Raw genomic sequence first — 26,540 nt, 5'->3', positions numbered from 1 at the left:
GGCTGTGACCACTACTCAACTCGTTCTCATTTCTCTCGGCGTCCTGATTGCCGTGCTGACCGTGGTCAGCGTGCTTGGCCTCCTGCCGTCGCTGCGCATCGTGCCAGACGAGACGCATTTCGACTTCACGCGCTTCCGCCGTATCAGCTTCCCGATCTCGGCGGCGCTGTCGATCGTCGCCATCACGCTGTTCTTTACCCATGGCCTGAACTTCGGCATCGACTTCAAGGGCGGCACCTTGATGGAGGTGAGGGCCAAGTCGGGCTCCGCCGATCTTGCGCAGATGCGCACGACCCTTGGCAGCCTGGGACTCGGCGAAATCCAGCTGCAGCAATTCGGTGGCCCCGCTGACGTGCTGCTTCGCGTTGCCGAGCAGCCGGGCGGCGACAAGGCGCAGCAGGCAGCCGTGGACAAGGTTCGCGGCGCACTCGGCGAGTCCGTGGAGTATCGCCGCGTCGAGGTGGTGGGGCCGCGTGTCTCCGGCGAACTGCTGAGTTGGGGCATGCTCGGCCTGATGCTCGCGATCGTCTCGATCCTGGTCTACCTCTGGTTCCGCTTCGAGTGGCAGTTCGCGCTCGGCGCCATGATCGCCAACGTGCACGACATCGTGCTGACGATCGGGTTCATGTCGATCAGTCAGGTCGATTTCGACCTGACCAGCATCGCGGCGCTTCTGACGATTTTGGGCTATTCGCTCAACGACACCGTTGTCATCTACGACCGCATTCGTGAAATGCTGCGGCGCTACAAGAAGATGCCGATGCCGCAGCTCCTCAACGAATCGATCAACTCGACGCTGTCGCGCTCGATCATCACCCACTTCACCGTGACGTTGGCGCTGCTGGCTCTGCTGCTGTTCGGCGGCCATGCCATCCACAGCTTCACCGCGGTCATGATGTTCGGCGTGGTGCTGGTCGGTACCTATACCTCGATCTTCATTGCAGCCCCGATCCTGATCTATCTCGGCGTCGGCGAGCATCGCGAAGATGCGGTCGATAAGGCTACGCCGGCGAAGAAAAGCAAGGCATGATCCGAACCGCATGCCCTCGCAGGAGTTCGCGAGGGCAGTAAGCTCATTCGGACGAAGCTCATGGCCGGCGATCCCAACGCACCGCATTTCCCCCGCTCGGCGCCGATCGAAGCCTATGGCAAGGGCGGCTTTGCCTTTGCCGGCATGTCGCATCGGGGATCGCTGCTTTGCCTGCCCGACGCGATCTGGGCCTGGGACATAACGGACCCCGCGAAGATCGACCGCTATTCGCTGGATCGAGTCTTCAAGTCCGCCAACAGCATCGACACGCTCCTGATCGGCACCGGAACCGGGGTCTGGCTGCCGCCGGCGGAACTGCGCCAGGCGCTTAAAGCGGCGAGGGTGGTTCTGGACACGATGCAGACCGGTCCCGCCGTGCGTACCTACAACATCATGATCGGCGAACGGCGGCGCGTGGCGGCCGCGCTGATCGCCGTGCCATGAGTGGCTCCGCGCCGCCGCCGGATTCTGCCGCGTTCTGTGCTGACCTCGTGCGCAGCCACGACTTTGCTCGCTATGCCGCGACCCTGTTCGCGCCCGCTGCCGAGCGCCGCGCGCTGCTGGCGCTCTATGCTTTCAATGTCGAGATCGTCCGCGTCCGTGACCAGGTAAGCCAGCCCTTGCCTGGTGAAATCCGCCTGCAATGGTGGACCGACATGCTGTCGGGCCAAGTCCATGGCAGCGCCGAGGGCAATCCGGTGGCGGCGGAGCTGCTCCGCGCAATCCGTGATTTCGACCTGCCGGTCGAACCGCTGTCGCTGCTCGTCGACGAGCATCAATTCGATCTCTACAACGACCCAATGCCGACCATGACGGCTCTCGAAGGCTATCTGGCCGCGACCTGTTCGGCGTTGTTTACTCTTGCGGCGCGGATCATGGCGTCACCCTTGGACCCAGCCGAGCATCTCGCGCGGCATGCGGGGTTGGCTCAAGGCATCGCGCAAGTCATCACGAACTTGCCGCGTGATGCGGCGCACCGGCAATTGTTCCTGCCGCAGCAGGTTCTGGCGAGCCACGATTGCAACATGGAGGACGTGTTCGCCGGCAAGGAGACGCCGAATTTGCGCGCCGTCCTGGACCAGCTCGCGGGCGAGGCCGGGCAGCATCTGACCACGGCCTTGTCGCTGTTGCCCGAGGTGCCGGTGTCGGCACGGCCAGCGTTTCTGCCGCTGAGCCAGGTAAGGGCCGACCTTGAGCGCCTGTCGCAACCCGGGCGCAATCCATTTGCACCGCAACCGTCATCGCGGCTGCGTACGCTGTGGACGCTTTGGCGGGCTTCACGTTCGCGGGAATTTACCAAATAGCGGTTGGCTTATCGCCGGAGCCGGGCGAATGCTCTATGCTGTCCTATGGCTGAGTTGTCCCAAACCATATCTTCCGATCTGGGCGGCCTTCCGGTCGCACCGTCCGACATCCATGCCGCCGCCGAGACGATCCGCGGCGCCGTCGTCGAGACGCCCTGTAGCTACAGTCGCACGCTGAGCAATATCTGCGGCTGCGATATCTGGCTGAAATTCGAGAACCTCCAGTTCACCTCCTCGTTCAAGGAGCGCGGCGCGCTCAACCGCCTCACGGCGCTGACGCCGGAGGAGCGCGTGCGGGGCGTCGTCGCGATGTCGGCGGGCAACCACGCGCAGGGCGTCGCCTATCACGCCAAGCGGCTCGGCATTCCCGCCACCATTGTCATGCCGGTCGGCACGCCCATGGTGAAGGTCGAGAACACCAGGCATCACGGTGCCGAGGTGGTGGTGACGGGCGCCACGCTGGAGGAGGCGGCCGCGTATGCGCGCAGCCACGGCGAAGCGCGCGGCATGATCTTCGTCCATCCCTATGACGATCCGCTTGTCATCGCGGGGCAGGGAACGGTCGGGCTGGAAATACTCAAGGCCGTGCCGGAGCTCGATACGCTGGTCGTCCCGATCGGCGGCGGTGGCCTGATCAGCGGGATCGCGATTGCCGCGAAATCGATCAAGCCGTCGCTGCGGATCCTCGGCGTCGAGGCCTGGCTCTACCCCTCGATGTACAACGCCATCCACGACGGCAATCTGCCGGCACGTGGCGACACGCTCGCCGAAGGCATCGCGGTGAAAACGCCGGGCAAGATCACAACCGAAATCGTCCGCCGCCTCGTCGACGACATTGCGCTGGTCAACGAAGCCGAACTCGAGCGCGCGGTGGCGACCCTGATCTCGATCGAGAAGACGGTCGTGGAAGGCGCCGGTGCCGCTGGCCTCGCCGCGCTGATGTCCGACCCGTCCCGTTTCGCCGGCCAGAAGGTCGGGCTGGTGCTGAGCGGCGGCAATATCGACACACGGCTGATCGCATCGGTCCTGACCCGCGAGTTGGCGCGCGAGGGGCGGCTCACCCAATTGTCGCTCGACATCCCCGACAGGCCCGGCCAACTGGCTGCTGTCGCGGCACTGCTGGCGGAGGCCGGCGCCAATATCATCGAGGTCTCGCACCAGCGCACCTTCTCGGATCTTCCGGCCAAGGCGACGTTGCTGCAATTGGTGATCGAGACCCGCGACAGCGCCCATCTCGACGAGGTCATGGCGAAGCTTGGCGCATCCGGATTGAGTGCGCGCTGTACCTGAGCTGTGCGCGCCCGCCGCTATCGCGGCGTCAAACCCGCCAAATGGGCGATCAGCCGATCGATCTCGGCTTCCGTATTGTAGTAGTGGGGGGAGGCGCGCACCACCGGCGGCAGCGAGCGAATTTCGGCATCGATGCGCGTGCTCGACGGATCTGAGGCACCGATCGTAATGCCGGCTGCGGCCGCGTCGCTGACGACCGCTTCCGCCTCGTGCCCTTCCACCGTGAAGCTGACGATGGCTCCCGGAGCGCGTCCGAGGTCGCGAATTCTGATGCCGCGAATGGATGCAAGGCCGCCCCTCAGGCGGTCCGCCAGCATCCGGCAACGCTGCTCGATCAGGCCTATCCCGATATCGATGGCATAGTCGACAGCCGCGCCGAGCCCAAGCCGGGCTGCGTAGTTGTTCTCCCAGGTCTCGAAACGGCGCGCATCGTCACGCAGCCGATAAGCGTCCCGGGAGACCCAGGGTGCGGCGAAGTGGTCGATCATCGGCGGTTCGAGCCGCTGCAGCATCGCCCGGCGGACGTACAGGAAGCCGGTGCCGCGCGGGCCGCGGAGGAATTTACGGCCCGTCGCCGACAGCATGTCACAGCCGATGGCCTCGACGTCGACCACCATCTGTCCGACCGCCTGGCAGGCGTCGAGCAGATAGGGGATGCCGTGCGCCCGCGCGATCTTGCCGACGGCTGCTGCGGGATTGACCAGTCCGCCATTGGTCGGAACCCAGGTGATCGCAATCAGCTTCACGCGCTCGTCGATCATGCGTTCGAGCGCGTCGAGGTCGAGCTCGCCGCTGGCATCACTCGGCACGATGTCGATCGCGGCGCCTGTTCGCTTGGCGACCTGAAGAAAAGCGACATAGTTGGCCGCGTACTCCGCCTCGGCGGTCAGGATCCGGTCGCCCTTGCTAAATGGAAGCGCGTAGAAAGCCATCTGCCAGGCAACCGTCGCGTTCTCCATGAGGGCGATCTCATCAGGTGCGGCATTCAGCAGGCGGGCCACAGAGCCGTAGACTAAATCAAGCCGGCGCGACTCCCGATCGGCTGCCGCATAGCCTCCGATCTCGCACTCCAGATCGATATGCTGCTTCATGGCTTCGACGACAGCAACGGGCATGAGAGCAGCTCCCGCGTTGTGCAGGTACGCCAGCCGGGAGGTGGCTGGCGTGTCGGCACGTATTCGCTCGATGTTGATCAACTAAATCTCCGGCTCGAACTATCGTCGCGTCAGTGCGGCATTTCCTCGAACTGCGGCAGGTTGAGCGGCGTGTTCCACGACATGCGACGCTTGGTGAACATCTCGAGCTTCGGTGCCACGAGGTCGGGCCGGTCGAGGCTGCCCAACTGGACGAAGACCGTCTTGGGGAAGCTATCGAGATTAGTGGTAAAGACCCGCGAACCGCATTCCGGGCAGAAATTGCGATCCAGGCCTTTGCCGGAATTGGCGATGTAGTGAAACGCCTTCGGCTTGCCGCAGAGAAGCGTGAAATCGTCCTCGGGTACCGCGAAGAAGGTCGCCATCTCGCCGCCCGAAGCGCGCTTGCAGTCGTTGCAATGACAATTGGCGATGAAGGACGGATCGGTGCTGAATTCGAACTTGATGGCGCCACAGGCGCATTGAGCGGTGTACTTCTTGGCCATTGATCGCCCCAAGTTGGTTGAGGATAGCGGCGCGATCATAATGGCCGGTCGGAGAAGCGCGCGCAACAATGCTTCCGGCGCGGCGTCACGCCTCAGATGCAGAGGCCGAGCAGCTTGATGTGGCAGCCGCCGGATTTCGGCTTGCTTGCAGGAACGGCTTCGCGTTTCACCGCAACGAGGGGCTCTCCGTCTTTCTTGCCTTTGCCTTTGCCCTTCGGCTCGTAGTCGCCGGCGATCACCATTGCCCAATAGGTGCGCTTGCCGCTGGCGTTTTTCGCGCTCGCGATCCCGACGCGGGAAGCGTTGTGCAGCAGCAGGTTCTTGCGGTGTCCGGACGAGTCGATCCACTGCCCCAGAGTCTTCTCGAAATTGTCGTAGCCGTAGGCAATATTCTCGGCGGCGCGGCCTGCGCCGGCAGGTGCGACCCGGCGGTTGAACGGACCGAGGGCGTCGTGACTGAGGTCGTCCTTTGTCGCCATCGCGTGCGCCTGGTCCATGGCGATGCGGTCGAGGGTCGAATCGCGGACGACGCGGACCTCGCCATGCTTGAGGCGGAAGCTGGAGATCAGTTCGGCGGGAGACTCGGCCATTACGGGCGTGGTGGCGAGCAGCAGAAGGCCGGCGATCAGGCCGCCTACCACACGATGCATCATCGTCCCCCGAGTGCCCATGACCCCGCCAAGTCCCCCACCAAGCTCGAATTATCGGATCGCTTCTCTATCGCCAATGTGGACGCTTCAAGGCGTGATCCACGCTAGCCCGCCGGCAGGTCGGCCTCGAAATTGAAGCGGTCGCGCAAGTTCTTGCGCTGCTCCAGGATGTCCTTGAGGAAAGCACGGTCCTGGTCGTTCTTCATCATCGGCTCGATCAGGTCGAGCTGGTTCATGGCGACCAGTTGCAGGATCTCCGTGCGCGGCTTGCCGTCGGCGTTGCGTGGCAGTGCGTGCACGACCTGGATGTGTTCCGGGGGCTTCGGCCCCTTGGCGGCGGTGAGTTCGTTCCGCAATTGGCCTTCGAGCGCGGCCTGATCGGCTTCGACGAAGGCATAGAGGCCGACACCGGAGCGGCGGTCGGCAAACGCGACGATGGCGGTGTCGCGCACGGCGGGGTTCTTGCGGATCAATTCCGTCAGCACCGGCGCGTCGTTGACGAGCCTTCGGCCGCCGCCTTCACGGTCGGTGAAGTTGAACAGGCCGCGCGTGATTGCCCGATAGACCTTCTTGCCGGTGGCGAGCCACAGGCTGGCGGCGAACGACTTCTTCGCCAGGATCTTGCGCTCGCGCGGCGTCAGCGCCTCGGGCGCGTAGGATCGCTTGTGCTTGAGCAGATGCCGGAGATCTTCATACGCCAGGATCCGGTAAAGCCGGCCGCGACGGTCGAAGCAGGCCGCGAGCTGGAAGTCGGTCACATAGGCGCGACCGTCGCGGCCGACCAGCCAGTTCTGTTCCTTGGCAAGATCGTTGTGGCAGATTCCGGCGCGGCGCAGCCGTCGCAGCGCGGCCTTCGCCGAGCGAAAATAAGCGAGGTCGCCATGCGGTTTCGCCAGATGCAGTGCGACACCATCGACGAAGCTGCGCACCAGCGCGCGGCGTCCGGCCCACAGCAGCTCCGGGCCGACATCGAGTCCCTTGGCGAGTGCCAGCGCATGCGTCTCGCGGGCGAACAGATGGCGCGCCAAAAGGAATGACCACCACGGCACCTCGTCCAGGCGGCGCAGCACCGCGTCGACCTCGCCGTCATCGTCGCGGAATCGGCCGCGCTCGACGGTCGAGAACACGTCGCGCTTGAGCAGCACGCCCTCGGTCCAGCGCGCCGAGAGTGTTGCGGCGTCGTCTTTAGGAAGGTTCATCGAAAACTCACGCCGCGGCGGCAATGCGCAGGTGATCGGCGATCCAGCGATCGAGATCGGCGAGCGCCAGCGCGCTCATCGCCTGCTTTTTGGCCACCGTCTTCTCGTTCCCACGCAGCCGGCTTCCGTCGGGCTTCTTGGTCGGTGGGCTGGCGAGCGGTGGGAATAGGCCGAAATTGATGTTCATCGGCTGGAACGAGCGCGTGCCGGGCTCGAGGGTCTCGATATGGCCGCCGGTGATGTGGCCGAGCAGGGATCCGAGCGCCGTCGTGACAGGCGGACCCGCAAGCGTCTCGCCGCGCACGTCCGCTGCCGCATAGAGGCCGGCAATCAGGCCGACGCTGGCGGATTCCACATAGCCTTCGCAGCCCGTCATCTGGCCGGCAAAGCGCAGCCGCGGCTGCGCGCGCAGGCGCAACTGGCCGTCGAGCAGCTTTGGCGAGTTGAGAAAGGTGTTGCGATGCAGGCCGCCGAGGCGGGCAAATTCGGCCTTCTCCAGCCCCGGAATGGTGCGGAAGATGCGTTGCTGCTCGCCGTATTTCAGCTTCGTCTGGAAGCCGACGATGTTGTAGAGCGTGCCGAGCTTGTTGTCCTGGCGCAGCTGCACGATCGCGTAGGCCTTGGTGCTGGGATCGTGCGGATTGGTGAGGCCGACCGGCTTCATCGGCCCGTGGCGGAGGGTCTCGGGGCCGCGTTCCGCCATGACCTCGATCGGCAGGCAGCCGTCGAAATAGGGCGTGTTGGTCTCCCATTCCTTGAACTCAGTCTTCTCGCCGGCGACCAGCGCTGCGACGAAGCCGTCATACTGCTCCTTGGTCATCGGGCAGTTGATGTAGTCGGCGCCGGTGCCGCCGGGACCGACCTTGTCGTAGCGCGACTGGAACCAGGCCACCGACATGTCGATGGATTCGCGGTGCACGATCGGCGCGATCGCGTCGAAGAAGGCGAGAGCGTTTTCGTCCGTCAACTCGCGGATCGCGTCGGCCAGCGGCGCGGAAGTGAGGGGGCCGGTCGCAACGATGACGTTGCTCCAATCGGCCGGCGGCAGGCCTGCGACCTCGCCGCGGGCGATCTCGATCAGGGGATGATCGTTCAGCGCCTTGGTGACGGCCGCTGAGAAGCCGTCGCGGTCCACCGCCAGCGCGCCGCCGGCGGGCACCTGGTTGGCGTCGGCTGCGCGCATGATCAGCGAATCGAGGCGGCGCATCTCGGCATGCAGCAGGCCGACGGCGTTGTTGGCGGCATCGTCCGAGCGGAACGAATTGGAGCAGACGAGCTCGGCAAGCCCGTCGGTGCGATGTGCCTCGGTCATGCGGGTCGGCCGCATCTCGTGCAGCACCACGGGCACGCCGGATTTGGCCACCTGCCAGGCGGCTTCGGAGCCGGCAAGGCCTGCGCCGATGACGTGCACGGTATTTGATTGGGGTCCTGTCATGGGGCGGACAGGTAGCGCTTTTCGGCGGTCAGTGGAATCGCCGAGATCGAGTTTTCTGCCTCCGGATGCGACAACGCCCGCACAAGGCGGGCGCTATCGGTTCGTCCGGTTAGGGCTGAACGATATCAGCCCTGATACTGACCGGCGGCAACGCGCGGGATGTCCGAGCGATCGAGGCCGATATCGGCCAGTTCGCGATCGCTAAGCTGGGACAGCTCGGCAACATTGCGCTGATAGTCCCGGAAAGCCTGGATCATGCGGATGAGCGAGAGCAGCATTGGTAGTCTCCTGTAGTTCGATTCAGCTCTTGCCCGAGCCTCATCGTTGAAATGAATATAAGTGAGAGTGGTGCAGTGCGAAAGTTCCGATGTTGCGATGCAGCTAAGCGCTGGGTGCATGGCATTGGTAACGGTCGATTAACCCAGGAGCACTCCCGCCCAAAGGGTAGGCGGAACGGGAAAAAGGGTGCTGAAAATGCCCGTGAATTCACGGATTTACCGCAGATGAGGCGGTTCCACTCAGGGCCAAATAGGTTGCTTCGCGGTCGTCCGCAAGTTGATCGAATAGCTTCTATACCCAAGTCTCGCATGCGCGAATCGCATGATGATCGAGCATTAAGAGTGAACTAAGATTCATTAACAAGCGAGAGGGTACACTTTTGCCAGCCCTGGGCCAGCGGTGCGACTAAACCCTGGCGGATCGACATAACGCGGCGCTGGTGCAGTCCACACACGCCGAACCGTGGGGCTTCTAAGGGGCGCGCGCGAGCTGGGTGGCGAAATAAGCGACAGTCTTCGAGTAGACCTCGCTCTTGTTCCACTGCTGTAGCACCGCGAAATTCGGACTGCCCGGCTGCCAATCCTTACCCTTTTGCCAGCCATAACCGGCGAGATAGTTCGCGGTGGAGGCGAGCACGTCGGGGGCGTTGTGCAGGAGATCGCGCTTGCCATTGCCGTCGAAATCGACAGCGTATTTCATCCATGACGACGGCATGAACTGGGTCTGTCCGAGCTCGCCGGCCCAGGCGCCTTTCATGTCGGCCGGTGCGAGGTCACCGCGCTGGACGATGCGGAGCGCATCCAACAGCTCGGCGCGAAACTGCTCGGAGCGCCGGCAGTCATAGGCCAGCGTCGCCAGCGAGCGGATGGTTGCGAACTTGCCGGTATTGACGCCGAAATCGGTCTCGAGACCCCAGATCGCAACCAGCACCTCGCCAGGCACGCCGTAGGTCTGCTCGATACGCGACAACACCGAGCCGTATTGCTTCATCATGTTGGAGCCGCGCGTCAGGCGCGGCGGCACCATGCGGCCGGAAAACTCCTCGAAGGTCTGGCTGAAGACCTTCTGCGAGCGATCGCGGTTGAGCACGTTCTGATCGAGCGTCACACCGGCGAGCCCGGCGGAAATGGCTTGTTGCGAGACGCCTTTGGCCGCGGCGTCCGTTTTGAAGTCTGCAAGCCACGCGTCGAAATTGCCCGAACCGCAGGCAACAGCGGCGAGCGCTGGCTGGGCGGATAGGATGGACGCGGTGAGGGCTAAGGCTGCGAGGGCGAGACGAGAAATCGTCGGGGTCATTCGAGCAAATAAATTCCGTGAAGTGATCTGAACGGCGGGTGCAATCTCGATGGAAACCGCGGCCAAAGCAAGGCGTATGACAGTGCGCGATCCTGCCCGCACCGGAGCAGGATCGCATGTCACGATATCGTCAGCCGTCGGTCCGATTGCGCCAGGGGAAGAGGTTGGCGGGAAAGTCGGCGGCCGGCTTGCGTGGACGATGCGGCGGAGGCGGCACCGGACGCGCGCCCGGATCGGCTGCGATTACCTTGCGATAGAGATGCCAGGTGGCATGGCCGAGCACGGGGACCACTACGGCAAGGCCGAGGAAGGCGGGAATCGTGCCCAGCGCCAGCAGGACGGCCACGATCAGGCCCCAGGCCGCCATCGGCACCGGGTTCTTCGCGACAACGCGCAGCGACGTCACCATTGCCTCGAACGCGCCGGCATGGCGGTCGAGCATCAGCGGGAACGACACGGCGCTGATGCAGAGCGCGGCAAGGGCGAACAGGAAGCCGGTGCCGCAGCCGACCACGATCAGCCACCAGCCTTGCCGGCTCGTGAGCACGCGCGTCAGAAAATCCGAGATCCCGGATGCGCCTTCATAGCCGAAAGCGGCAACGTAGATCGCCTGCGCGGTCGCAACCCAGGTCACGAACAGGGCCAGCAGCAGCGCGCCGAGACCGAGCATCGCGCCGAAGGAGGGCGAACGCAGCACCTCCATGGCATCCCAGGCGCTGGCCTCCTCATGGCGCTCGCGCCGGCTGGAGAGCTCGTAGAGACCGAGAGCAGCGAACGGGCCGATCAGCGCGAAGCCAGCGGCCAGCGGAAATAACAACGGCAGCACTGAATAGCCCATCACCACGCGGGCAAGCACGAGGCCCAGCACAGGATAGATCACGCAGAGGATGATGGCGTGGCTCGGCACCGCCTTGAAATCGTCCCAGCCGCGCTTGAGCGCATCGTGCAGATCGGAGAGTTGGATGGTTCGGATCACCGGTCCAGCCGCTTCTGCGGTCTGGGCCAAGGTGGGGACATTGCCCTGGTAGAGTGTGGCCATGGTCGCTAGCTCCCTTGCCATGCAGCCGCATCTGGCGCCAGCAAACGGCGCAAGCGGCCGCTATTCTAAGTTTCACGATCCCCAACCAGACGCGAATTCCGGATGGCATCGCTAACTGAACGTCAAGCCTACGCCCATTTGCGAGTCCTGTCCCTCACGCTTGGGTGAGATTCGATGCCGCAGCGCAACCCCGATGATGTCGTTCGGTCGTCATTTCGCCGCAGATAAGCTGATGCTGCGTGCTGGTCCGCGGAACTTTGCGGGCGCAACGACGCAACTTGGTCTATAAGTGCCACTCAAGGCCCTCCAGCGGGTCCTTTTCGGGGAGCAGACATGAGCATTTTCGGGAAAATTATGGGCGCGATCTTCGGTAGCCAGCCAGCTTCCGCCGCGCCCGCAGGCAGCGCACCGTCGGGCAGCGCGCCCGCAGGGGCCGCGCCGGGCGGATCGGCGCCCGCGGCGACGGTGGACGTTGCCTCGATCGTCGACGCGGCGGCCGCCGCGCACAAGGGCGAGAAGCTGGAATGGCGTACCTCGATCGTCGACCTCATGAAGGCGCTCGACATCGATTCCAGCCTCGCCGCGCGCAAGGACCTCGCCAAGGAGCTTGGCTACAGCGGCGACACCAACGATTCCGCGACCATGAACGTCTGGCTGCACAAGCAGGTGATGTCCAAGCTCGCCGCCAATGGCGGCAAGCTGCCGCCGGAGATCAAGCACTGACCGGTCGCCCGGTCGTAACCCAAGGGCCCGCGATCGCGCGGGCCCTTTTGCATTCAGGCGACGAGATCCGCATCTTCCGGATGCCTGTCGAGATAGTCGACGACGAATCCGCAACCGGCGATCACCTTCTTGCCGTCGCGGCGGATCAATCCCAGCGCGCCCTTGACCAGCTCGGAGCCGATGCCGCGGCCGCGTAGCGCGCGCGGCGTCTCGGTGTGGGTGATGATCACCGCCGACGGCGTCAGCCGGTAATTGGCGAAGGCGATTTCGCTGCCGACATCGAGCTCGAAGCGGCTTTTGTCCTTGTTGTCCCGTACCGATGGCGCCATGCAAAATCCTTCCGACCTGCTGCTTGCCTCCGATCTAGGCGCCTGAACCGGCCCTTGCCAAGGTGCGACCAAGAGGGATTGCCGCAGGGGAGATATCCGGAAAATGCGTGTCCCGCTCAGCCTCCTGGCGCTGCTCGCCGCGCTGATCTCGCCGGCTCCGGCGTCCGCGGCAGGCGGTCCGGCCTGGGAGGCCTGCGTCGGATTGGCCAGCACGCCGGACGAGCGGATCAAGGCTTGCTCGACCGTGATCGATACCAAGAGCGAAACCGGACCTCGGCTCGCCGGCGCTTATTGCAATCGCGGTCATGGTCTGACGGAGAAGCGCGAGCTCGACGCGGCGCTGTCCGATCTCGACGATGCGGTCAGGCGCGACCCCGGCTATGCCTGCGCCTACAACAATCGGGGCCGTGTCTACAGTTTCAAGCGCGACTATGATCGCGCCATCGCCGATTACGACTTGGCCATCAAGCTCGATCCGTCGCTGGCGCTGGCCTACAGCAATCGCGGCGAGTCGCGTTTCAACAAGGGCGATCTCGACGGTGCGTTCGCGGACTTTGACGCCGCGATCAAGCGCGATCCCAAATACGCCATGGCCTACGCCAATCGTGCGTTGGTGTCTTACCGCAGGCGCGACATGGCGCACGCCATCGCCGACTATACCACGCGGATCAAGCTTGCGCCCGATCTGCTCGCCTATATCGATCGCGGCAACGTCTATCGCGATAGCGAGCAGCTCGATCGCGCCGCCGCCGATTATGGCGAGGCGATCCGCGTTGCGCCGACCGACGCGCGCGGTTGGCGCAATCGCGGCATGATCCGGCTCTATCAGGGCGACAGCAAGGGCGGCCTTTCCGACTACGACAAGGCGCTGCAATACGATCCCTCCGACGTGTTCTCGTGGAGCAACCGCGGACAGGCTAAGCTGCGGCTCGGCGACAAACAGGGCGCGATTGCCGATTTCAGGAAGGCGCTGGAATTGAAGCCGGGCCTGCCGACCGCACAGGAGTCATTGCGGAAGCTCGGGGCGTTGTAGCTCCCGGTCGCTTCTCGCGACGACGGGGCCGGACTTCCACCAGGTCCTGATCGTCCGGATGTTTCAATCGGTCGCCTTGGCGAGCCTGGAATCCTCGGACTGCGCCTGCGGGCGCAGGCATCCCTGGCAGATGACGAGGGAACGGTTGACCCTGGCGTCCTGTTCCGCCTCGATGCCGTCCTGCGCCTGCCACCATTCCTTCGAGTAGGGCTTAAGCCCTGCTTGCGAGCTGTTGCGCTCGGATCGGGCCGTGCGTGCTGGTCCTGAGGGAGCGCGCGGGTGATTGGGATTTTCGCCAGCGCCGTCCCAGGCATAGCGCGCAGGCGTGAAGGCGGGACCGGAGGCGAGGTGCGCTTGTGGGCCCACGGCACATCCGGCAAGCGCCAACGACAACAGGAGGAGGGCGGGCGCTTTGACCATGATGCGGCACTCTGTACGCGAGAACTGAGCGAGGTTGCGCCGATCATGTTTAAAATTTCCTGAACGGTGGGATGGGCTGCGCTGCGCCCGGCAGCCTTGCAGGGGTCGTGGCGATGGCGATAAATGGGCTGCAATGAGCGGGCGGCTTGCGTGCCGTCCGCCGCCGAAGAGGAAGCCCGATGCAGCCCCTGCGCATGTCCCGCCGCGTCATGAATCTCGCTCACATGCTGACCCAGAATGCGCGGCGGCATAGGGCGCGTCCCGGTTTCGTCTGGGGTGACAGATCCTGGACCTGGCGGGAGATCGACGCGCAGGTCTCGGCGCTGGCGGCGGCGCTCGCTGCGCGGGGCATCGCGAAGGGCGACCGCATTCTCGTCCATTCCAAGAACGGCGACGAGATGTTCTTCTCGATGTTCGCGGCGTTCCGGCTCGGCGCGGTCTGGGTACCCACCAATTTCCGACTGATGCCGGACGAGGTGACTTATCTTGCGCAGGCCTCCGGCGCGAAGGCGTTTCTGTGCCACGTCGATTTTCCTGAACACGCCGCGGCCGTGAGCGGTGGCGCGCTGGAATTCACCTGGAGCATCGACGGTCGGGCGCCATTTGCCGAGACGTCGGTTGCGGATGCCGTCGCGTCGCGCGCTGGCAGCGTGGTCGAGAACGTCGCGGTCGAGCACGACGATCCCTGCTGGTTCTTCTTCACGTCGGGGACCACCGGCCGCTCCAAGGCTGCGGTGCTCACCCACGGGCAGATGGGTTTTGTCGTCACCAACCATCTCGCCGATCTCACGCCCGGCGTCACCGAAGCGGATGCTTCGCTGGTGGTGGCGCCGCTGTCGCATGGCGCCGGCGTGCATCAGCTGGTTCAGACCGCGCGTGGCGTTTGCACCGTGCTGCTCCCGACGGAGAAATTCGATATCGACGAGGCGTTCCGCCTGATCGAGACGCATCGGGTCAGCAATCTCTTCGTGGTGCCGACCATTCTGAAGATGATGGTCGAGCATCCCGCCGCCGACAAATACGACCATTCCTCGCTGCGCCAGGTGATCTATGCGGGTGCGCCTATGTATCGCGAGGACCAGAAGGCTGCGCTGAGGAAGCTCGGCAAGGTCATCGTGCAGTATTTCGGTCTCGGCGAGGTGACCGGCAACATCACCGTGCTGCCGGCGGCGCTGCATGATCCCGAGGACGGGCCGCACGCGAAGATCGGCACCTGTGGCTTCGAGCGTACCGGCATGCAGGTCTCGATCCAGGACGACGAGGGCCGCGAACTCGGCGCCAACCAGAGCGGGGAGATCTGCGTGATCGGCCCCGCCGTGCTTGCCGGCTACTACGACAATCCCGAAGCCAATGCGAAGGCGTTCCGCAATGGCTGGTTCCGCACTGGCGATCTCGGCCACATGGACGAGGAGGGGTTCGTCTACATCACCGGACGAGCCTCCGACATGTACATCTCCGGCGGCTCCAACATCTATCCACGGGAGATCGAGGAGAAAATCCTGACCCATCCTTGCGTCGGCGAGGTCGCGGTGCTCGGTGTGCCCGATGCGACCTGGGGCGAGGTCGGCGTTGCCGTCTGCGTCGCCCGCGAAGGCGCAAAGCCGGTGAGCGAAGCGGAGATGGCGGCATTCCTCAGCCCCAAGGTGCCGCGCTACAAGATGCCGAAGCGGTTCTTCTTCTGGGAGGCCTTGCCGAAATCCGGCTACGGCAAGATTCCCAAACGGATGGTTCGCGACGAGCTCGAGGCGCGCGGGCTGCTCGATCTCGACAAGACGCGGGCGGGCTGAGCGAAAGCCATGCGCAGCATCAAGCAGCCCGGCGCGCCGGTCGCCGAACGCATCCAATGGGTGGCGGCGAGGGGAAGCGCTTTCTCCTTCACGCTTCGAGCAGGTCTGCCGCTGTTGGAGGCGGCGCGCCGCGGTTTTGCCGCGGAGGGATTCGCCGGCGGCGTGCTCAGCTTCGGGCGCGGCGCGCTCGGGCCGTTCGCCTATGTCATGCCGGCGCTGTCGAAGACCAGCGAGAACGCCGCGTTCTATAGCGACACTTTCCGGCCGGGCGGCGTGACGCGCACCAGGCTCGGCAGCATGACGCTGGGCACGCGCGATGGCGCGCCGTTCTTTCATTGCCATGGGCTGTGGACGGAGCCCGATGGCCGCGACAGTGGCGGCCACATGCTGCCGGACGAGACTGACGTCGCCGAGCCGTTCGAGGTCGAGGCCTTCGGCATCGATGGTGCGATGTTTGCCGCCGAGCCCGATCCCGAGACCAACTTCAAGCTGTTCGGGCCGGTGCCGGCTGCGAGCACCGGCGCACGCACGACCAGCCGCGCTTTCGCGCTGCGGCTGCGCCCCAATCAGGATTTCGCCTTCTGTCTCGAAGACTTCTGCCGCACGCAAGGCATCGCGCGCGCCAGGATCCACGGCGGCGTCGGCTCGACCATCGGCGCCCGCTTCAGCCATGGCGGCGTGACCGAGCCCTTCGCGACCGAGCTTGCGGTCACCGGCGGCACGATTGCGGCCGGCTCCTCCGGCGCGCTCGAAGCCGCACTCGACGTCGCCTTGATCGACTACACCGGCGGCATGGCGGAGGGCCGTCTGGTCCGTGGCGACAATCCCGTGCTCATGACCATGGAGCTGGTGCTCGAGGTGTTGGACTAGTCCCGGCGGCGATCGTCAGTGGGTGCGTAGCTTGGCAATGGCCAGGTATGTGGAGTCACTGATCCCCGAACCGGATCCCTGAAAGAGGTTGAGCAGGGGGGATTGACCCTGACCGGTGCTCTGGCTGTTTCTGATGTCATACATGGCGGAGAAACGGTTCAGCAGCTTTGTAACCTTCGCGGGATCGGACAGGTCCTTGATCTTCATGAATCTGTCCACGAACTTGGCCTGCTGGTCGATCGGCATCGCCGCCATCGAGTCAGGCAGATCGAAGGTGGTCCTAAACACCTCCGAAAGAGCCTTGTCGGCAAGGATGTCGTACGCGGATGTGATGTCCCCCGCCTTTCGCTGGAAATAGAGCGCCAGGCGCACGCCGGGATTCGCATCGCCTTGCTGCTGCTCCAGGCTTTGCTCGACATAGTTCGCTTGTGTTTCCCGAAACTGATCCCGCTTCTGCGGACCCATCATCGGAAGACGCGCGACGTTGCCCTTACTGTCGAAATTGAACGACGCCGCGATTTCGGCAAAGCGAGGATCGCTCTCGGCGTTCGCGAAGCTCTTTGGATCGTTCAGATCGGAGCTGAAGATCTTCTTGAGAAATTCGGTGCTGACCTTCCTGGGATCCAGACCCTTGGCCAGGAGAATGAAATCGACCATCGGCCTGTTTGCGAGAAGATCGGAAACACTGTCGATGCCGGCGATGGCCTGCTGATATTCCGACGCATCCTTCGTGGCCTGGGCCCGAACTGCGGCCTGCTGCTGGGGCGTTGCCGTGCTGGCGCTCTTCACCGCTCCAATGACGTAGTCCTTCGCGATCTGGAGGACTTCAGCCGAGTCCTGAGCCACCAAGGGGGTGGTCAGATTGCCCTTTGCGTCGAAGTTGAAGGCGCGGGCCAGCTCCAGATATCGATTGTCCTTGAGGGTATAGACGTAGCTTTTGGGGTCGTTGATGTCGCTTTCGAGCACGGCCTTGACAGTTGCCGGCGACACGTTTGCGGGATCGAGGCCGACGGCTCCCAGCGCAAAATCATAAACGCCCGGTGTTGATACGAACGCCTGGACTGAATTGATCTTGAGGATGGCGGTTCTGAATTGCCTGATTGCAAAGGCTTCGTTCAATGGGCTTGCCGCCGAATAGACGGCGGACTTGCTGTCGTCGAACCTCTGTTTCGTGATCGTGACATTTGCAGCAGTCTGCGCCGACACGCCTGACGGAAGCGACCCGTCGGAGGAAAACTCGAACGCACCAGCCAGGTCGACGAACCCGCCAATCGATCCTATCTGGTCGCTGAGGCTGGAAATGCTGCTCGCATATGACTCCAAATGATGCTTTTCGACCAGGATCTGCACGTTCAACTGGGTCACATTCGCGCCCGGTTGCGATAATTGGGCGGTGTAGTCGGCGATCCTTGAATTGGCCGCGGTGACATCCGATCGGGCTTGAGCAAGATCGGCGTTGAGGCCACTCAACTGAGAAGCGAAAGTGGTGTTGACGTAGCTGTTGGGATCGGATGGATCGCTGCGCAAGACCTGGCTTATCGTGTCACGCGACCACTTGCTTTGATCGATCCCGTACGCCGAATAGACGTAGTTGCGAAGACGGTCGTTGTTCAGGAGCTGGTCTGAACTGCTGATGTTGCCGATTTCGGCACTGTAATAATTCGAGTCGCCGGCAAGTGCATCGACCTGGCTCTTCCTGGTCGCCGTGTACAGGCCGATCATCTCGTCGGTCTGGTTCTCCGATTGCGCAACCGGCGTTGCACTGCCATTGAAGGAAAATGCCGCGGCGAACTCGCGGTAGCGCTTGTCGACCAGCTTGTTGACAAAGCTGTTTGCGTCGGAAAGGTCGCTCTCCAGCACCTTTTTCATGAACGCTTTGGCGTAGGCCATGTCTTCGAGGCCGTATGCCTTCGTTGCATAATGATAAAGGCGATAGTCTTTCATGAAGTCGTCGACGGACTTCACCTTGCCGATGTGGGCTTTGTAATAGGCGGCTTCTCGCGCCACGTCCTGTTGCTGTTCGACCCGCGTCAGGGATTGCTTGAGATTGCGCGTGATGTAGCTGTAGCTGAAATAGGTTGATACCATCGCGCACTCCTCGCGGCTCTTGCGGTCCCGGACGTCCGTCAATCATTGCGGGGTCGTGAGGTGGGGCTGGCCTCATGCCGGCAAACTGTCTGAGCTGCGTCTTCCCAGGACGATTCCGTTTGACAAGCTGAGGTTACAATTTGCGTCCGATGCTGCATGACGAGTTTTGTTGCCGTTTGTTTCTGTCTGTTTCCCAGATGCAGCTTTCGCGAGGCTTTCGTGCTTGGCATGTTGCGGTCGCCAGCGCGCCAGATAAAGTTCCACGCTCGTGTCCCGGACAAGCTGCAACGCGTAAGCGTTGCGGCGTAGAGCGGGGACCCAGAAGCCGTGCATTTGCCGCTGCGTGGGCCCCGGCTCTGCGGCGCACCGCCGAAGGGGCGTTGCGCCGCGTCCGGGGCACGCGCCCAAAATCCATCTTCGTATTTCAATCCACAGAGTCCGCGCACCTTCGCCTTCTCGCGGCCTGTGCGGCCCGAGCTTTGCGGCATTCTTTGCCCCCAAAAATGCCGAGGGCGCAGGGAAGGCCGGGTGCCGGCTGGCACCCACGGTCCACTGTGCGAAGGTTGCGCTACAAGAGGCTGCACAGCGGCATACAGGTGAAGCCCAACACACGGCCTTCCCTGCGCAGTGGTTTTACGGCTTATGTCGTGATCTCCCCGGGGAGCGATGCACTATTGCCCCCGTCGCCTTGCGGATGGCTGATGCGGATGCCCGGTCGGGCCGCCCCCATCACCACAAGACTTGACGCACAGACCCCGGGCGTCAGGACCACACGATTTTGCCGTACGCGGATCACACCGGTCGTGTGCGCGACGCCTTCGTTCACGGTTGCCCGCCCTGCGAAGCCTTCGCGCCGGTGTGGCCCACGTCCACTACGTCCCATCCCGCGTTCGTGACGATCGCGATCCGCCCCTCGGCCGGGTTGGGATGGCTTTCTATACGATAATCCGAAATACGGATAAAGAGAAATATTTTTGCCGATCGTGGTTGACCCGCTTATCGGGTGTTTTGCCCGCCGGGCGGCAAGGGGTTGTGGGGCGCGCGGACGCCTGCCGCAACGTGGCCACGAACGGGTCTCCCCTCGGCCGCAAAATGCGCTACCATGATCCCAGCGCGCATCAAGTCGCGCATGATCAATGAGACGCATGAGGAAACGAGATGAGGGTGACGATTGGACGCCGCACGGTCTTGGGCGTAGTACTGACTGCTGCGGGCGCGGCAGCTTTGACGGCGGCGTTTGGCCCGGCTTCGACATCGGCCTGGGCCCACGGGCCGACCCGGCAGAAGGTCCGCGAATCCATCGAGATCACCGCCGCCCCGGCCAAGGTGTGGGCCGCAATGGGCAATTTCCAGGACATGAGCTGGCTGCCGCCTGTTGCCAAGACCGAGGGCGAGAAGGGCAACGAGATCGGCGCGACGCGGAAGCTGACGCTGACGGGAGGCGCGACCGTCGACGAAGAGCTCTACAAGTTTGACGCCGCCGCGATGAGCTATTCCTACCGGATCACCAATGTGGACGTGAAGGTGCTGCCGGTCACCAATTATTCCTCGACGCTCACCGTCACGCCGAGCGCCGACGGCAAGGCCTCGACCCTGGAATGGGCCGGCGCGTTCTACCGCGGCTTTCCCAACAACGATCCGCCGCCGGAGCTGAGCGACGAGGCGGCTAAGACTGCGGTGAGCGGGCTCTACAAGGCCGGCCTCGAGTCGTTGAAGAAGAAGATCGAGAGCGGAAGCTGACCGTGCGGGCGTTGGTCCTGGCGGCGCTCGCTGCCAGCCTTTACCGTGCCGCTCTCGGCAGCGCGTGCGCCGACGAGGCGTTCGTGACCAACCAGCTCAGCGACGATTTGATGGTGGTGGACCTCGCCACCGCGCGCAGCGTCGCGACCATCCCGATCGGCGGCAAGCCGGCGGGCGTGGCCGTTAGCGCGGACGGGCGCTTTGCCTATGTCACGAGCCCGGACGCCAAGGCCGTAACGGTGGTGGACGCAGCAACGCGGCAGATTGCAGGGCGGATCGAGGTCGGCGGCGGGCCGCTTGGCATTGCCGTCGCGCCGGATGGCCGCACCGTCTATGTCGCGGACTGGTACGCAGCCGCCGTGCGGGTGATCGACGCTGCGAGCCGCAGCGTCACGGCCAGCATCGCGGTCGGCGCCTCGCCGTCGGGGCTCGCAGTGACGCCAGACGGCAAGCTGCTGCTCTCGGCCGACCGCGACGACGACAGCGTCTCGGTGGTGGACATCGCGACCCGCCAGCGCAAGGCGACCATCAAGGTCGGCACCCGTCCGTTCGGCGTCACCATCGATGCCGAAGGCAAGCGGGCCTACACCGCCAATGTCGGCTCCAACGACGTCTCCGTGATCGACATCGCCGCTGGGTCCGAGACCGGCCGCGTGCCGGTCGGGATGCGCCCCTATGCGGTGGCGCTGGCGCAGGGCCGCGGCTTCGTCACCGACCAATATGGCGGCACTGTCAGCGTGTTCGATCTGGCGACCTTGAAGCCGATCAAACGCATCAATGTCGGCGATTATCCCGAAGGCATCGCCGCGACCGCCGACGGCAAGCGCATCATCGTCGCCTGCTGGGAGAGCAACACGCTCGACATCATCGACGCGGTCGAGCTAAAGGTGATCGGCGAAGTCAAGACCGGCGACGGCCCGCGCGCGTTCGGGGCGTTTTTGCGCAGGACGGAGTAGGGGCGTCGTAGCCCGCATGAGCGGAGCGACTTGCGGGACAGGCTCTCCTCATCCACCGCCGTTCCCGGATATCGCTTCGCTCATCCGGGCTACTGCACCGGGGCACAGCGTCCATACAATCTCATCCATCTGCTCAAACATGTGATCCGGCGCCTGCGCCCGCAGCGCCGCCGGCGCCGCATAACCCCAGCCCACCGCGCCGCAGGCGATCCCCACGGCCCGCGCCGCCTCGATATCGCGCACCTCGTCGCCGATCGCGATGACCTTGCCCGGCTCCACGCCGGCGCGGCGGATGACCCGTCGGAATTTCGAAGGCTTGCCAAAGATCGACGCGGCGCAGTCGAAATGCGCGAACAGCGCGGCGGCCTCGCCGAGTTTTTCGCGCGCATTCGCTTCGCTGTCCGATGTCACCAGTGCGAGCTGCACGCCGTTACCGGCCAGTGTTTTCAGCATCGTCTCGACGCCCGAAAACAGCGAAATCTCGGCGGCCGCCTCAGCCTTCAGCCGCCGCGCATGCCGCGCGATCGCCGGCAGCTTCCACAAGGGCACCTCGAGCTGGCTGAGAATCTCGCGCGACGAAGCATGCCGCAGCCCCTCGACATCCTCATCGGCGACGCGGCGGAAGCCGAAGCGGTCGGCGACGTCGTTGATGGTGCGCAGGAACCACGGGAAGCTGTCAGCCAGCGTGCCGTCGAGATCGAAGATGGCGAGGGAGTAGGGCATGGAGACGAAGCTACACCGCTAGGCTTTCCACACCGCTTCCTCGGTCCATCCGAGTTGGTCGAATTCGGTGGCCCTGAGCGGCGCCTCTCCCTCGGCGAAGAACTCGTCTAGCTGGGCGGGGTAACGTGCGTTTCGGACAGCATCGCGTGGGCTTGTCCGCGATGATGAATTTGATGCTGGAACAGATGCATGAGCAGCCGGTCGCGACGTTCGATCTGCACGCGGGTGTCGCGGTTGATCCGCACGAGACCGTCGAGAAGCTCGGGCGTCAGTCCATCGCAGACGGCAATCAAGCGCTTGTCGATCGCGGCTTGCTCGGGCTTCAGCGCGGCAAGTGAAAGGTGGGGCACCTGGTTCTTCCAAGCCGCCGGTCCCAGCCATCCGCCCTCCAGCGCATCGACATAGAAGAGGTCTATGACATGGATGTGGTTGAGCGTGCGCTGCAGGCTTGGAAAGAAGCCGGTTCGTGCGGCTTCGAAGTCAGCCTGAGACAGCGCGGCGCAAGCAGTGAGCAGCCGGTGGTTCGCCCAAGCATTATTGTGGGCGAACGCACGATAGGTTTGCAGAAGTCCTGCAGGCAAAAGCGACCTCCCTCAGACAATGTGTCGGCACGCTCCCGCTGCGTAACCTACTCCGCCGCCTCGCTCGCCGCGCGTCTCCGCTTCGGCTTCCGCGCCTTCGCCAGCACCGGTGCTAAAAACTTCCCCGTGTAGCTCCGCGGCGCTTTCGCGATGTCTTCCGGGGGGCCCCAGGCGACGATCTCGCCGCCGCCGTCGCCGCCTTCGGGGCCGAGGTCGATGACCCAGTCGGCGGTCTTGATGACTTCGAGATTGTGCTCGATGACGACGACCGTGTTGCCCTGCGCGACCAGCTCGTGCAGCACCTCCAGGAGCTTCTTGACGTCGTGGAAATGCAGGCCGGTGGTCGGCTCGTCCAGGATGTAGAGCGTGCGGCCGGTGGCGCGCTTTGACAGCTCCTTGGCGAGCTTGACGCGCTGGGCTTCGCCGCCGGACAGCGTCGTGGCCTGCTGGCCGACATGGATGTAGTCGAGGCCGACGCGATGCAGCGTCTGGAACGTCTCGCGCACGCGTGGCACCGCCTTGAAGAACTCGGCGGCTTCCTCGACGGTCATGTCGAGCACGTCGGCGATGCTCTTGCCCTTGAACAGGACCTCCAACGTCTCGCGGTTGTAGCGCTTGCCCTTGCAGACGTCGCAGGTGACGTAGACGTCGGGCAGAAAGTGCATCTCGATCTTGATGACGCCGTCGCCCTGGCAGGCCTCGCAGCGGCCGCCCTTGACGTTGAAGGAGAAGCGGCCGGGTTCGTAGCCGCGCGCCTTCGACTCGGGCAGGCCGGCGAACCATTCGCGGATCGGCGTGAAGGCGCCGGTGTAGGTCGCGGGGTTGGAACGTGGCGTGCGGCCGATCGGCGACTGGTCGATGTCGATGATCTTGTCGATGTGCTCGAGACCTTCGATGCGGTCGTGCGGCGCTGCGCCCTCGCTGGCGTTGTTCAGCTTGCGGGCGATCGCCTTGTAGAGCGTGTCGATCAGCAGCGTCGACTTGCCGCCGCCGGAGACGCCGGTGACGCAGGTGAACAGGCCGAGCGGAATTTCGGCCGTGACGTTCTTGAGGTTATTGCCGCGCGCGTTGACCACCTTGATGGTGCGACGATGGTTCGGCGGACGCCGCTCCGGCACCTCGACCTCGAGCTCGCCCGTGAGATATTTGCCGGTCAGCGAATTCGGGTTGCGCATGATCTCGGCGGGCGTGCCTTCGGCGATGATGTTGCCGCCATGCATGCCGGCACCGGGGCCGATGTCGAGGACGTGGTCGGCGAGCAGGATCGCGTCCTCGTCATGCTCGACCACGATCACGGTGTTGCCGAGGTCACGAAGTCTCTTGAGGGTATCGAGCAGGCGCGCGTTGTCGCGCTGGTGCAGGCCGATCGAGGGCTCGTCCAGCACATAGAGCACGCCTGTTAGCCCCGAGCCGATCTGCGAAGCCAAGCGGATGCGCTGGCTCTCGCCGCCGGAGAGCGTGCCGGAGGAGCGGGAGAGCGTGAGGTAGTTGAGGCCGACGTCGAGCAGGAAGGTGAGGCGCTCGCGGATCTCCTTGAGGATGCGGCCGGCGATCTCGTTCTGCTGGGTGTTCAGCGCATCCGGCACGGTCTCGAACCACGCGCCGGCGCCCTTCACCGACATCTCGGAGATGTCGCCGATATGCTTGCCGCCGATCTTGACGCAGAGCGCCTCGGGCTTGAGCCGAAAGCCGTGGCACGCCTCGCAGGGCACGTCGTGGAAATACTTCGCGAGCTCCTCGCGCGCCCACTCGCTCTCGGTCTCGCGATAGCGGCGGTTGATGTTGGTGATGACGCCCTCGAACGGCTTCTTGGTGTCGTAGGAGCGGACGCCGTCCTCGTAGGAGAACTTGATCTCGTCCTCTCCGGAGCCATGCAGGATCGCGTTCTGCGTCTTCTTGGGCAGATCCTTCCATTTGGTGGTCAGCGTGAACTTGTAATGCTTGCCGAGCGCCGTCAGCGTCTGAATGTAATAGGGCGACGAGGACTTGGCCCAGGGCGCGATCGCGCCCTTGCCGATGGCGAGCTCCTTGTCGGGGATGACGAGGTCCTCGTCGACATGCTGCTCGACGCCGAGGCCACCGCAGGCGGGGCAGGCGCCATAGGGATTGTTGAACGAGAACAGCCGGGGCTCGATCTCGGGGATGGTGAAGCCGGAGACCGGACAGGCGAACTTTTCCGAGAACAGCATACGCTCGGGTCCGCTCTTGTCGTGGATCTTTGCGGTCTTCTTTTTCTCTTCCGCGGGTGCTGTCGCAGCCGGCGCGTCCGCGAATTCGATGACGGCGAGGCCCTCGGCGAGCTTCAGCGCGGTCTCGAAGCTTTCGGCGAGGCGTTGGCCGATGTCGGGGCGCACCACGATGCGGTCGACGACGACGTCGATGTCGTGCGGGAATTTCTTGTCGAGCACAGGGGCTTCCGCGAGCTCATGGAAGGCGCTGTCGATCTTGACGCGCTGAAAGCCCTTCTTGAGCCATTCGGCGAGCTCTTTGCGGTACTCGCCCTTGCGGCCGCGCACGACCGGCGCGAGCAGATAGAGCCGGGAGCCCTCCGGCAGCGCCAGCACGCGGTCGACCATCTGCGAGACGGTCTGGCTCTCGATCGGCAGGCCGGTGGCGGGCGAATAGGGCACGCCGACGCGCGCCCACAGCAGGCGCATATAGTCGTAGATTTCGGTCACCGTGCCGACGGTGGAGCGCGGGTTTTTCGATGTCGTCTTCTGCTCGATCGAGATCGCCGGCGACAGGCCGTCGATCTGGTCGACGTCGGGCTTCTGCATCATCTCCAGGAACTGGCGGGCATAAGCCGATAGCGATTCGACGTAGCGGCGCTGGCCCTCGGCATAGATGGTGTCGAACGCGAGGGAGGATTTGCCGGAGCCTGACAGCCCCGTGAACACGACGAGCTTGTCGCGCGGAATTTCGACATCGACGTTCTTGAGGTTGTGCTCGCGCGCGCCACGGATCGTAATCGCGCGCAGGTGTGCTCCCGCGTTCTGTTGTTGGCGCTTCGCCTTGATCACTTCATCCATCCTGGTGGTCCTCAGGGAATCCAAAAGCGCGCGATCGCGCCAACTTGAAAGGCGCGCATCGCCCGGAACCGGGATCGGCGCCGATGGGTAAGTAAGCGAACGTAGGAAGAACAGGGACGGATTTCCAGTGGCGTTTGCGAATCGTCAACGGATTGTTGGCGCGCTGGCGGCATCTGGCAGGAGCACGGCTTGCGGAACTGCGCGTGACCGGTCCCGTTCAAACAAAAAGGCCGGCGCGAGGCCGGCCTTTCGTAACACGATGGCGTCGATAGCGAAGATCAGTACTTCGCGACGATCGGGCCCCCGAAGTGATAGTTCACGCCGACCTGCACGGTGTGAAACTCGAGCGTGCCGGTGGGCAGGGCGCCCGAGAAGTAGGTCTCGCCGCCGAGGCTGCGAAAGAGGTACTCGCCCTTGACCGACCACTGCGGAGCGAAGAACGCTTCGACGCCCGCACCGACGGTCCAGCCGGAGTGCCACTTGCTGTCGGAAGCGGTCACGCCGAGCGCGCTGATGCTGAGCTTGTTGTCGATCCAGGCGTAACCACCGGTGCCGTAGAACAGGACGTTGTTGACGGCGTAGCCGATGCGGCCGCGCACGGTGCCCATCGCATCGGTCTTCGAGCTGAGGGTGGTGCTGACGAGGCCGAAGCCGGGGACGGCAACGGGGCCGGTGACCGAGGCGCTGACGTCAGCCCAGGAACCATCGGCCTCGATGCCGAACACGACATTGCCGGTCTGCCAGTTGTAGCCGGCAGTACCGCCGACGAAGCCGCCCTTCATCTTCGGGTCGGTCGAGGAATTTTCCCAGGCGCCGCCACCGACGATACCGAGGTAGAAGCCGGTCCAGTTGTAGACCGAAGCCATGGCCACCGGAGCCTTGGTGTAGGGGCGCGCCGCCAGATCAGCGGCCGAAGCCGGGGCAGCGAGTGCGAACAAACAGGCCGAAGCCAACAAAACCTTTTTCATTTTCAACTAATCCCAGTCCCAGTTTCTGATTTTGCCTTCCACGATAGGGAAGGGCATCGGACTCATTTGCCCAACTGAGGCCGTACTTACACCATTGAAGCCGCAAGTTGTGTCACTGGAAAGCCACAGCGG

General features: G+C 64.0%; 24 protein-coding genes and 1 pseudogene. 10 read left to right on the top strand and 15 right to left on the bottom strand.

Translation table 11 applies throughout. The features are described from left to right. Nucleotides 1-4 precede the first annotated feature (4 nt). The 4 genes from secF to AC0L3A_RS04370 are packed head-to-tail and all read left to right on the top strand — an operon-like array spanning nucleotide 5 to nucleotide 3,624. Nucleotides 5-1,030, top strand: coding sequence for a protein translocase subunit SecF (gene secF, locus AC0L3A_RS04385; RefSeq protein ID WP_473253676.1), 1,026 nt, complete (start codon nucleotides 5-7; stop codon nucleotides 1,028-1,030). A 60-nt stretch (nucleotides 1,031-1,090) separates the two neighbouring features. Continuing rightward, the gene (locus AC0L3A_RS04380) at nucleotides 1,091-1,474 is read left to right on the top strand and encodes an Mth938-like domain-containing protein (protein ID WP_007590678.1); all 384 of its coding nucleotides are present in this window, start codon (nucleotides 1,091-1,093) and stop codon (nucleotides 1,472-1,474) included. Next, the gene (locus AC0L3A_RS04375) at nucleotides 1,471-2,334 is read left to right on the top strand and encodes a phytoene/squalene synthase family protein (protein ID WP_473253675.1); all 864 of its coding nucleotides are present in this window, start codon (nucleotides 1,471-1,473) and stop codon (nucleotides 2,332-2,334) included. The genes AC0L3A_RS04380 and AC0L3A_RS04375 overlap by 4 nt, the downstream gene beginning before the upstream one ends. Before the next feature lie 45 nt (nucleotides 2,335-2,379). Further along, nucleotides 2,380-3,624: a threonine ammonia-lyase gene (locus AC0L3A_RS04370; protein ID WP_473253674.1), complete on the top strand. Its 1,245-nt coding sequence runs from the start codon at nucleotides 2,380-2,382 to the stop codon at nucleotides 3,622-3,624. A gap of 17 nt (nucleotides 3,625-3,641) precedes the next feature. Here AC0L3A_RS04370 and AC0L3A_RS04365 read toward each other — a convergent pair whose 3' ends face one another. From AC0L3A_RS04365 to AC0L3A_RS04330, 8 genes are all read right to left on the bottom strand, one after another. Further along, entirely contained in the window at nucleotides 3,642-4,820 is a 1,179-nt protein-coding gene (locus AC0L3A_RS04365) for an aminotransferase class V-fold PLP-dependent enzyme (RefSeq protein WP_473253673.1), read from the bottom strand. A gap of 29 nt (nucleotides 4,821-4,849) precedes the next feature. Further along, nucleotides 4,850-5,263, bottom strand: coding sequence for a GFA family protein (locus tag AC0L3A_RS04360; RefSeq protein WP_247359426.1), 414 nt, complete (start codon nucleotides 5,261-5,263; stop codon nucleotides 4,850-4,852). 92 nt (nucleotides 5,264-5,355) lie between these two features. Further along, entirely contained in the window at nucleotides 5,356-5,913 is a 558-nt protein-coding gene (locus tag AC0L3A_RS04355) for a CAP domain-containing protein (RefSeq protein WP_354128849.1), read from the bottom strand. 104 nt (nucleotides 5,914-6,017) lie between these two features. Further along, nucleotides 6,018-7,112, bottom strand: coding sequence for a serine/threonine protein kinase (locus tag AC0L3A_RS04350; RefSeq protein ID WP_354128848.1), 1,095 nt, complete (start codon nucleotides 7,110-7,112; stop codon nucleotides 6,018-6,020). Between the two features lie 7 nt (nucleotides 7,113-7,119). Further along, complete coding sequence (gene trmFO / locus AC0L3A_RS04345) at nucleotides 7,120-8,547, bottom strand: methylenetetrahydrofolate--tRNA-(uracil(54)-C(5))-methyltransferase (FADH(2)-oxidizing) TrmFO (RefSeq protein WP_473253672.1); 1,428 nt, start codon at nucleotides 8,545-8,547, stop codon at nucleotides 7,120-7,122. A gap of 125 nt (nucleotides 8,548-8,672) precedes the next feature. Continuing rightward, entirely contained in the window at nucleotides 8,673-8,825 is a 153-nt protein-coding gene (locus AC0L3A_RS04340) for a DUF1127 domain-containing protein (protein WP_007590701.1), read from the bottom strand. A gap of 472 nt (nucleotides 8,826-9,297) precedes the next feature. Beyond that, nucleotides 9,298-10,122 carry a lytic murein transglycosylase gene (locus tag AC0L3A_RS04335; protein ID WP_473253671.1) on the bottom strand — a complete coding sequence of 275 codons (825 nt, stop codon included), beginning with the start codon at nucleotides 10,120-10,122 and terminating at the stop codon, nucleotides 9,298-9,300. A gap of 130 nt (nucleotides 10,123-10,252) precedes the next feature. Further along, the gene (locus AC0L3A_RS04330) at nucleotides 10,253-11,161 is read right to left on the bottom strand and encodes a DUF2189 domain-containing protein (RefSeq protein WP_219685498.1); all 909 of its coding nucleotides are present in this window, start codon (nucleotides 11,159-11,161) and stop codon (nucleotides 10,253-10,255) included. A 333-nt stretch (nucleotides 11,162-11,494) separates the two neighbouring features. On the opposite strand from AC0L3A_RS04330, the gene AC0L3A_RS04325 reads away from it, so the two are divergent. Beyond that, nucleotides 11,495-11,884 carry a DUF3597 domain-containing protein gene (locus AC0L3A_RS04325; RefSeq protein WP_007590704.1) on the top strand — a complete coding sequence of 130 codons (390 nt, stop codon included), beginning with the start codon at nucleotides 11,495-11,497 and terminating at the stop codon, nucleotides 11,882-11,884. A 53-nt stretch (nucleotides 11,885-11,937) separates the two neighbouring features. Here AC0L3A_RS04325 and AC0L3A_RS04320 read toward each other — a convergent pair whose 3' ends face one another. Beyond that, nucleotides 11,938-12,213, bottom strand: coding sequence for a GNAT family N-acetyltransferase (locus AC0L3A_RS04320; RefSeq protein WP_354160915.1), 276 nt, complete (start codon nucleotides 12,211-12,213; stop codon nucleotides 11,938-11,940). Between the two features lie 103 nt (nucleotides 12,214-12,316). On the opposite strand from AC0L3A_RS04320, the gene AC0L3A_RS04315 reads away from it, so the two are divergent. Next, nucleotides 12,317-13,246, top strand: coding sequence for a tetratricopeptide repeat protein (locus AC0L3A_RS04315; RefSeq protein WP_007590710.1), 930 nt, complete (start codon nucleotides 12,317-12,319; stop codon nucleotides 13,244-13,246). 63 nt (nucleotides 13,247-13,309) lie between these two features. Here AC0L3A_RS04315 and AC0L3A_RS04310 read toward each other — a convergent pair whose 3' ends face one another. Continuing rightward, nucleotides 13,310-13,666 (bottom strand): hypothetical protein, encoded by a 357-nt coding sequence (locus AC0L3A_RS04310; protein ID WP_007590711.1) that lies wholly within the window; start codon nucleotides 13,664-13,666, stop codon nucleotides 13,310-13,312. A 179-nt stretch (nucleotides 13,667-13,845) separates the two neighbouring features. Here AC0L3A_RS04310 and AC0L3A_RS04305 point away from each other — a divergent pair, with 179 nt between their 5' ends. Next, a complete protein-coding gene (locus AC0L3A_RS04305) occupies nucleotides 13,846-15,453 on the top strand; it encodes an acyl-CoA synthetase (protein ID WP_473253669.1) in 1,608 nt (535 codons plus the stop codon). A gap of 9 nt (nucleotides 15,454-15,462) precedes the next feature. Next, nucleotides 15,463-16,323, top strand: coding sequence for a PCC domain-containing protein (locus AC0L3A_RS04300; RefSeq protein WP_473253668.1), 861 nt, complete (start codon nucleotides 15,463-15,465; stop codon nucleotides 16,321-16,323). A 15-nt stretch (nucleotides 16,324-16,338) separates the two neighbouring features. Here the strand turns inward: AC0L3A_RS04300 and AC0L3A_RS04295 are convergent, their stop codons facing one another. Beyond that, a complete protein-coding gene (locus AC0L3A_RS04295) occupies nucleotides 16,339-18,411 on the bottom strand; it encodes a DUF1217 domain-containing protein (protein ID WP_473253667.1) in 2,073 nt (690 codons plus the stop codon). Nucleotides 18,412-19,569: 1,158 nt separating this feature from the next. On the opposite strand from AC0L3A_RS04295, the gene AC0L3A_RS04290 reads away from it, so the two are divergent. Continuing rightward, a complete protein-coding gene (locus AC0L3A_RS04290; protein ID WP_007590716.1) occupies nucleotides 19,570-20,151 on the top strand; it encodes an SRPBCC family protein in 582 nt (193 codons plus the stop codon). A gap of 2 nt (nucleotides 20,152-20,153) precedes the next feature. Then, nucleotides 20,154-21,107 carry a YVTN family beta-propeller repeat protein gene (locus AC0L3A_RS04285; protein ID WP_007590717.1) on the top strand — a complete coding sequence of 318 codons (954 nt, stop codon included), beginning with the start codon at nucleotides 20,154-20,156 and terminating at the stop codon, nucleotides 21,105-21,107. A gap of 48 nt (nucleotides 21,108-21,155) precedes the next feature. Here AC0L3A_RS04285 and AC0L3A_RS04280 read toward each other — a convergent pair whose 3' ends face one another. The 4 genes and pseudogenes from AC0L3A_RS04280 to AC0L3A_RS04265 form a co-directional block, all read right to left on the bottom strand. Next, complete coding sequence (locus AC0L3A_RS04280; RefSeq protein WP_473253666.1) at nucleotides 21,156-21,830, bottom strand: HAD family hydrolase; 675 nt, start codon at nucleotides 21,828-21,830, stop codon at nucleotides 21,156-21,158. 18 nt (nucleotides 21,831-21,848) lie between these two features. Then, nucleotides 21,849-22,411 (bottom strand): annotated as a pseudogene (locus AC0L3A_RS04275) (DinB family protein). A gap of 47 nt (nucleotides 22,412-22,458) precedes the next feature. Continuing rightward, a complete protein-coding gene (gene uvrA / locus AC0L3A_RS04270) occupies nucleotides 22,459-25,440 on the bottom strand; it encodes an excinuclease ABC subunit UvrA (RefSeq protein WP_473253665.1) in 2,982 nt (993 codons plus the stop codon). A 278-nt stretch (nucleotides 25,441-25,718) separates the two neighbouring features. Beyond that, the gene (locus tag AC0L3A_RS04265; protein WP_473253664.1) at nucleotides 25,719-26,408 is read right to left on the bottom strand and encodes an outer membrane protein; all 690 of its coding nucleotides are present in this window, start codon (nucleotides 26,406-26,408) and stop codon (nucleotides 25,719-25,721) included. Between the last annotated feature and the right edge of the window lie 132 nt (nucleotides 26,409-26,540).

Source organism: Bradyrhizobium sp. MI1.3 (assembly GCF_055811695.1).
This window is presented reverse-complemented; position numbering and strand designations above follow the sequence as displayed.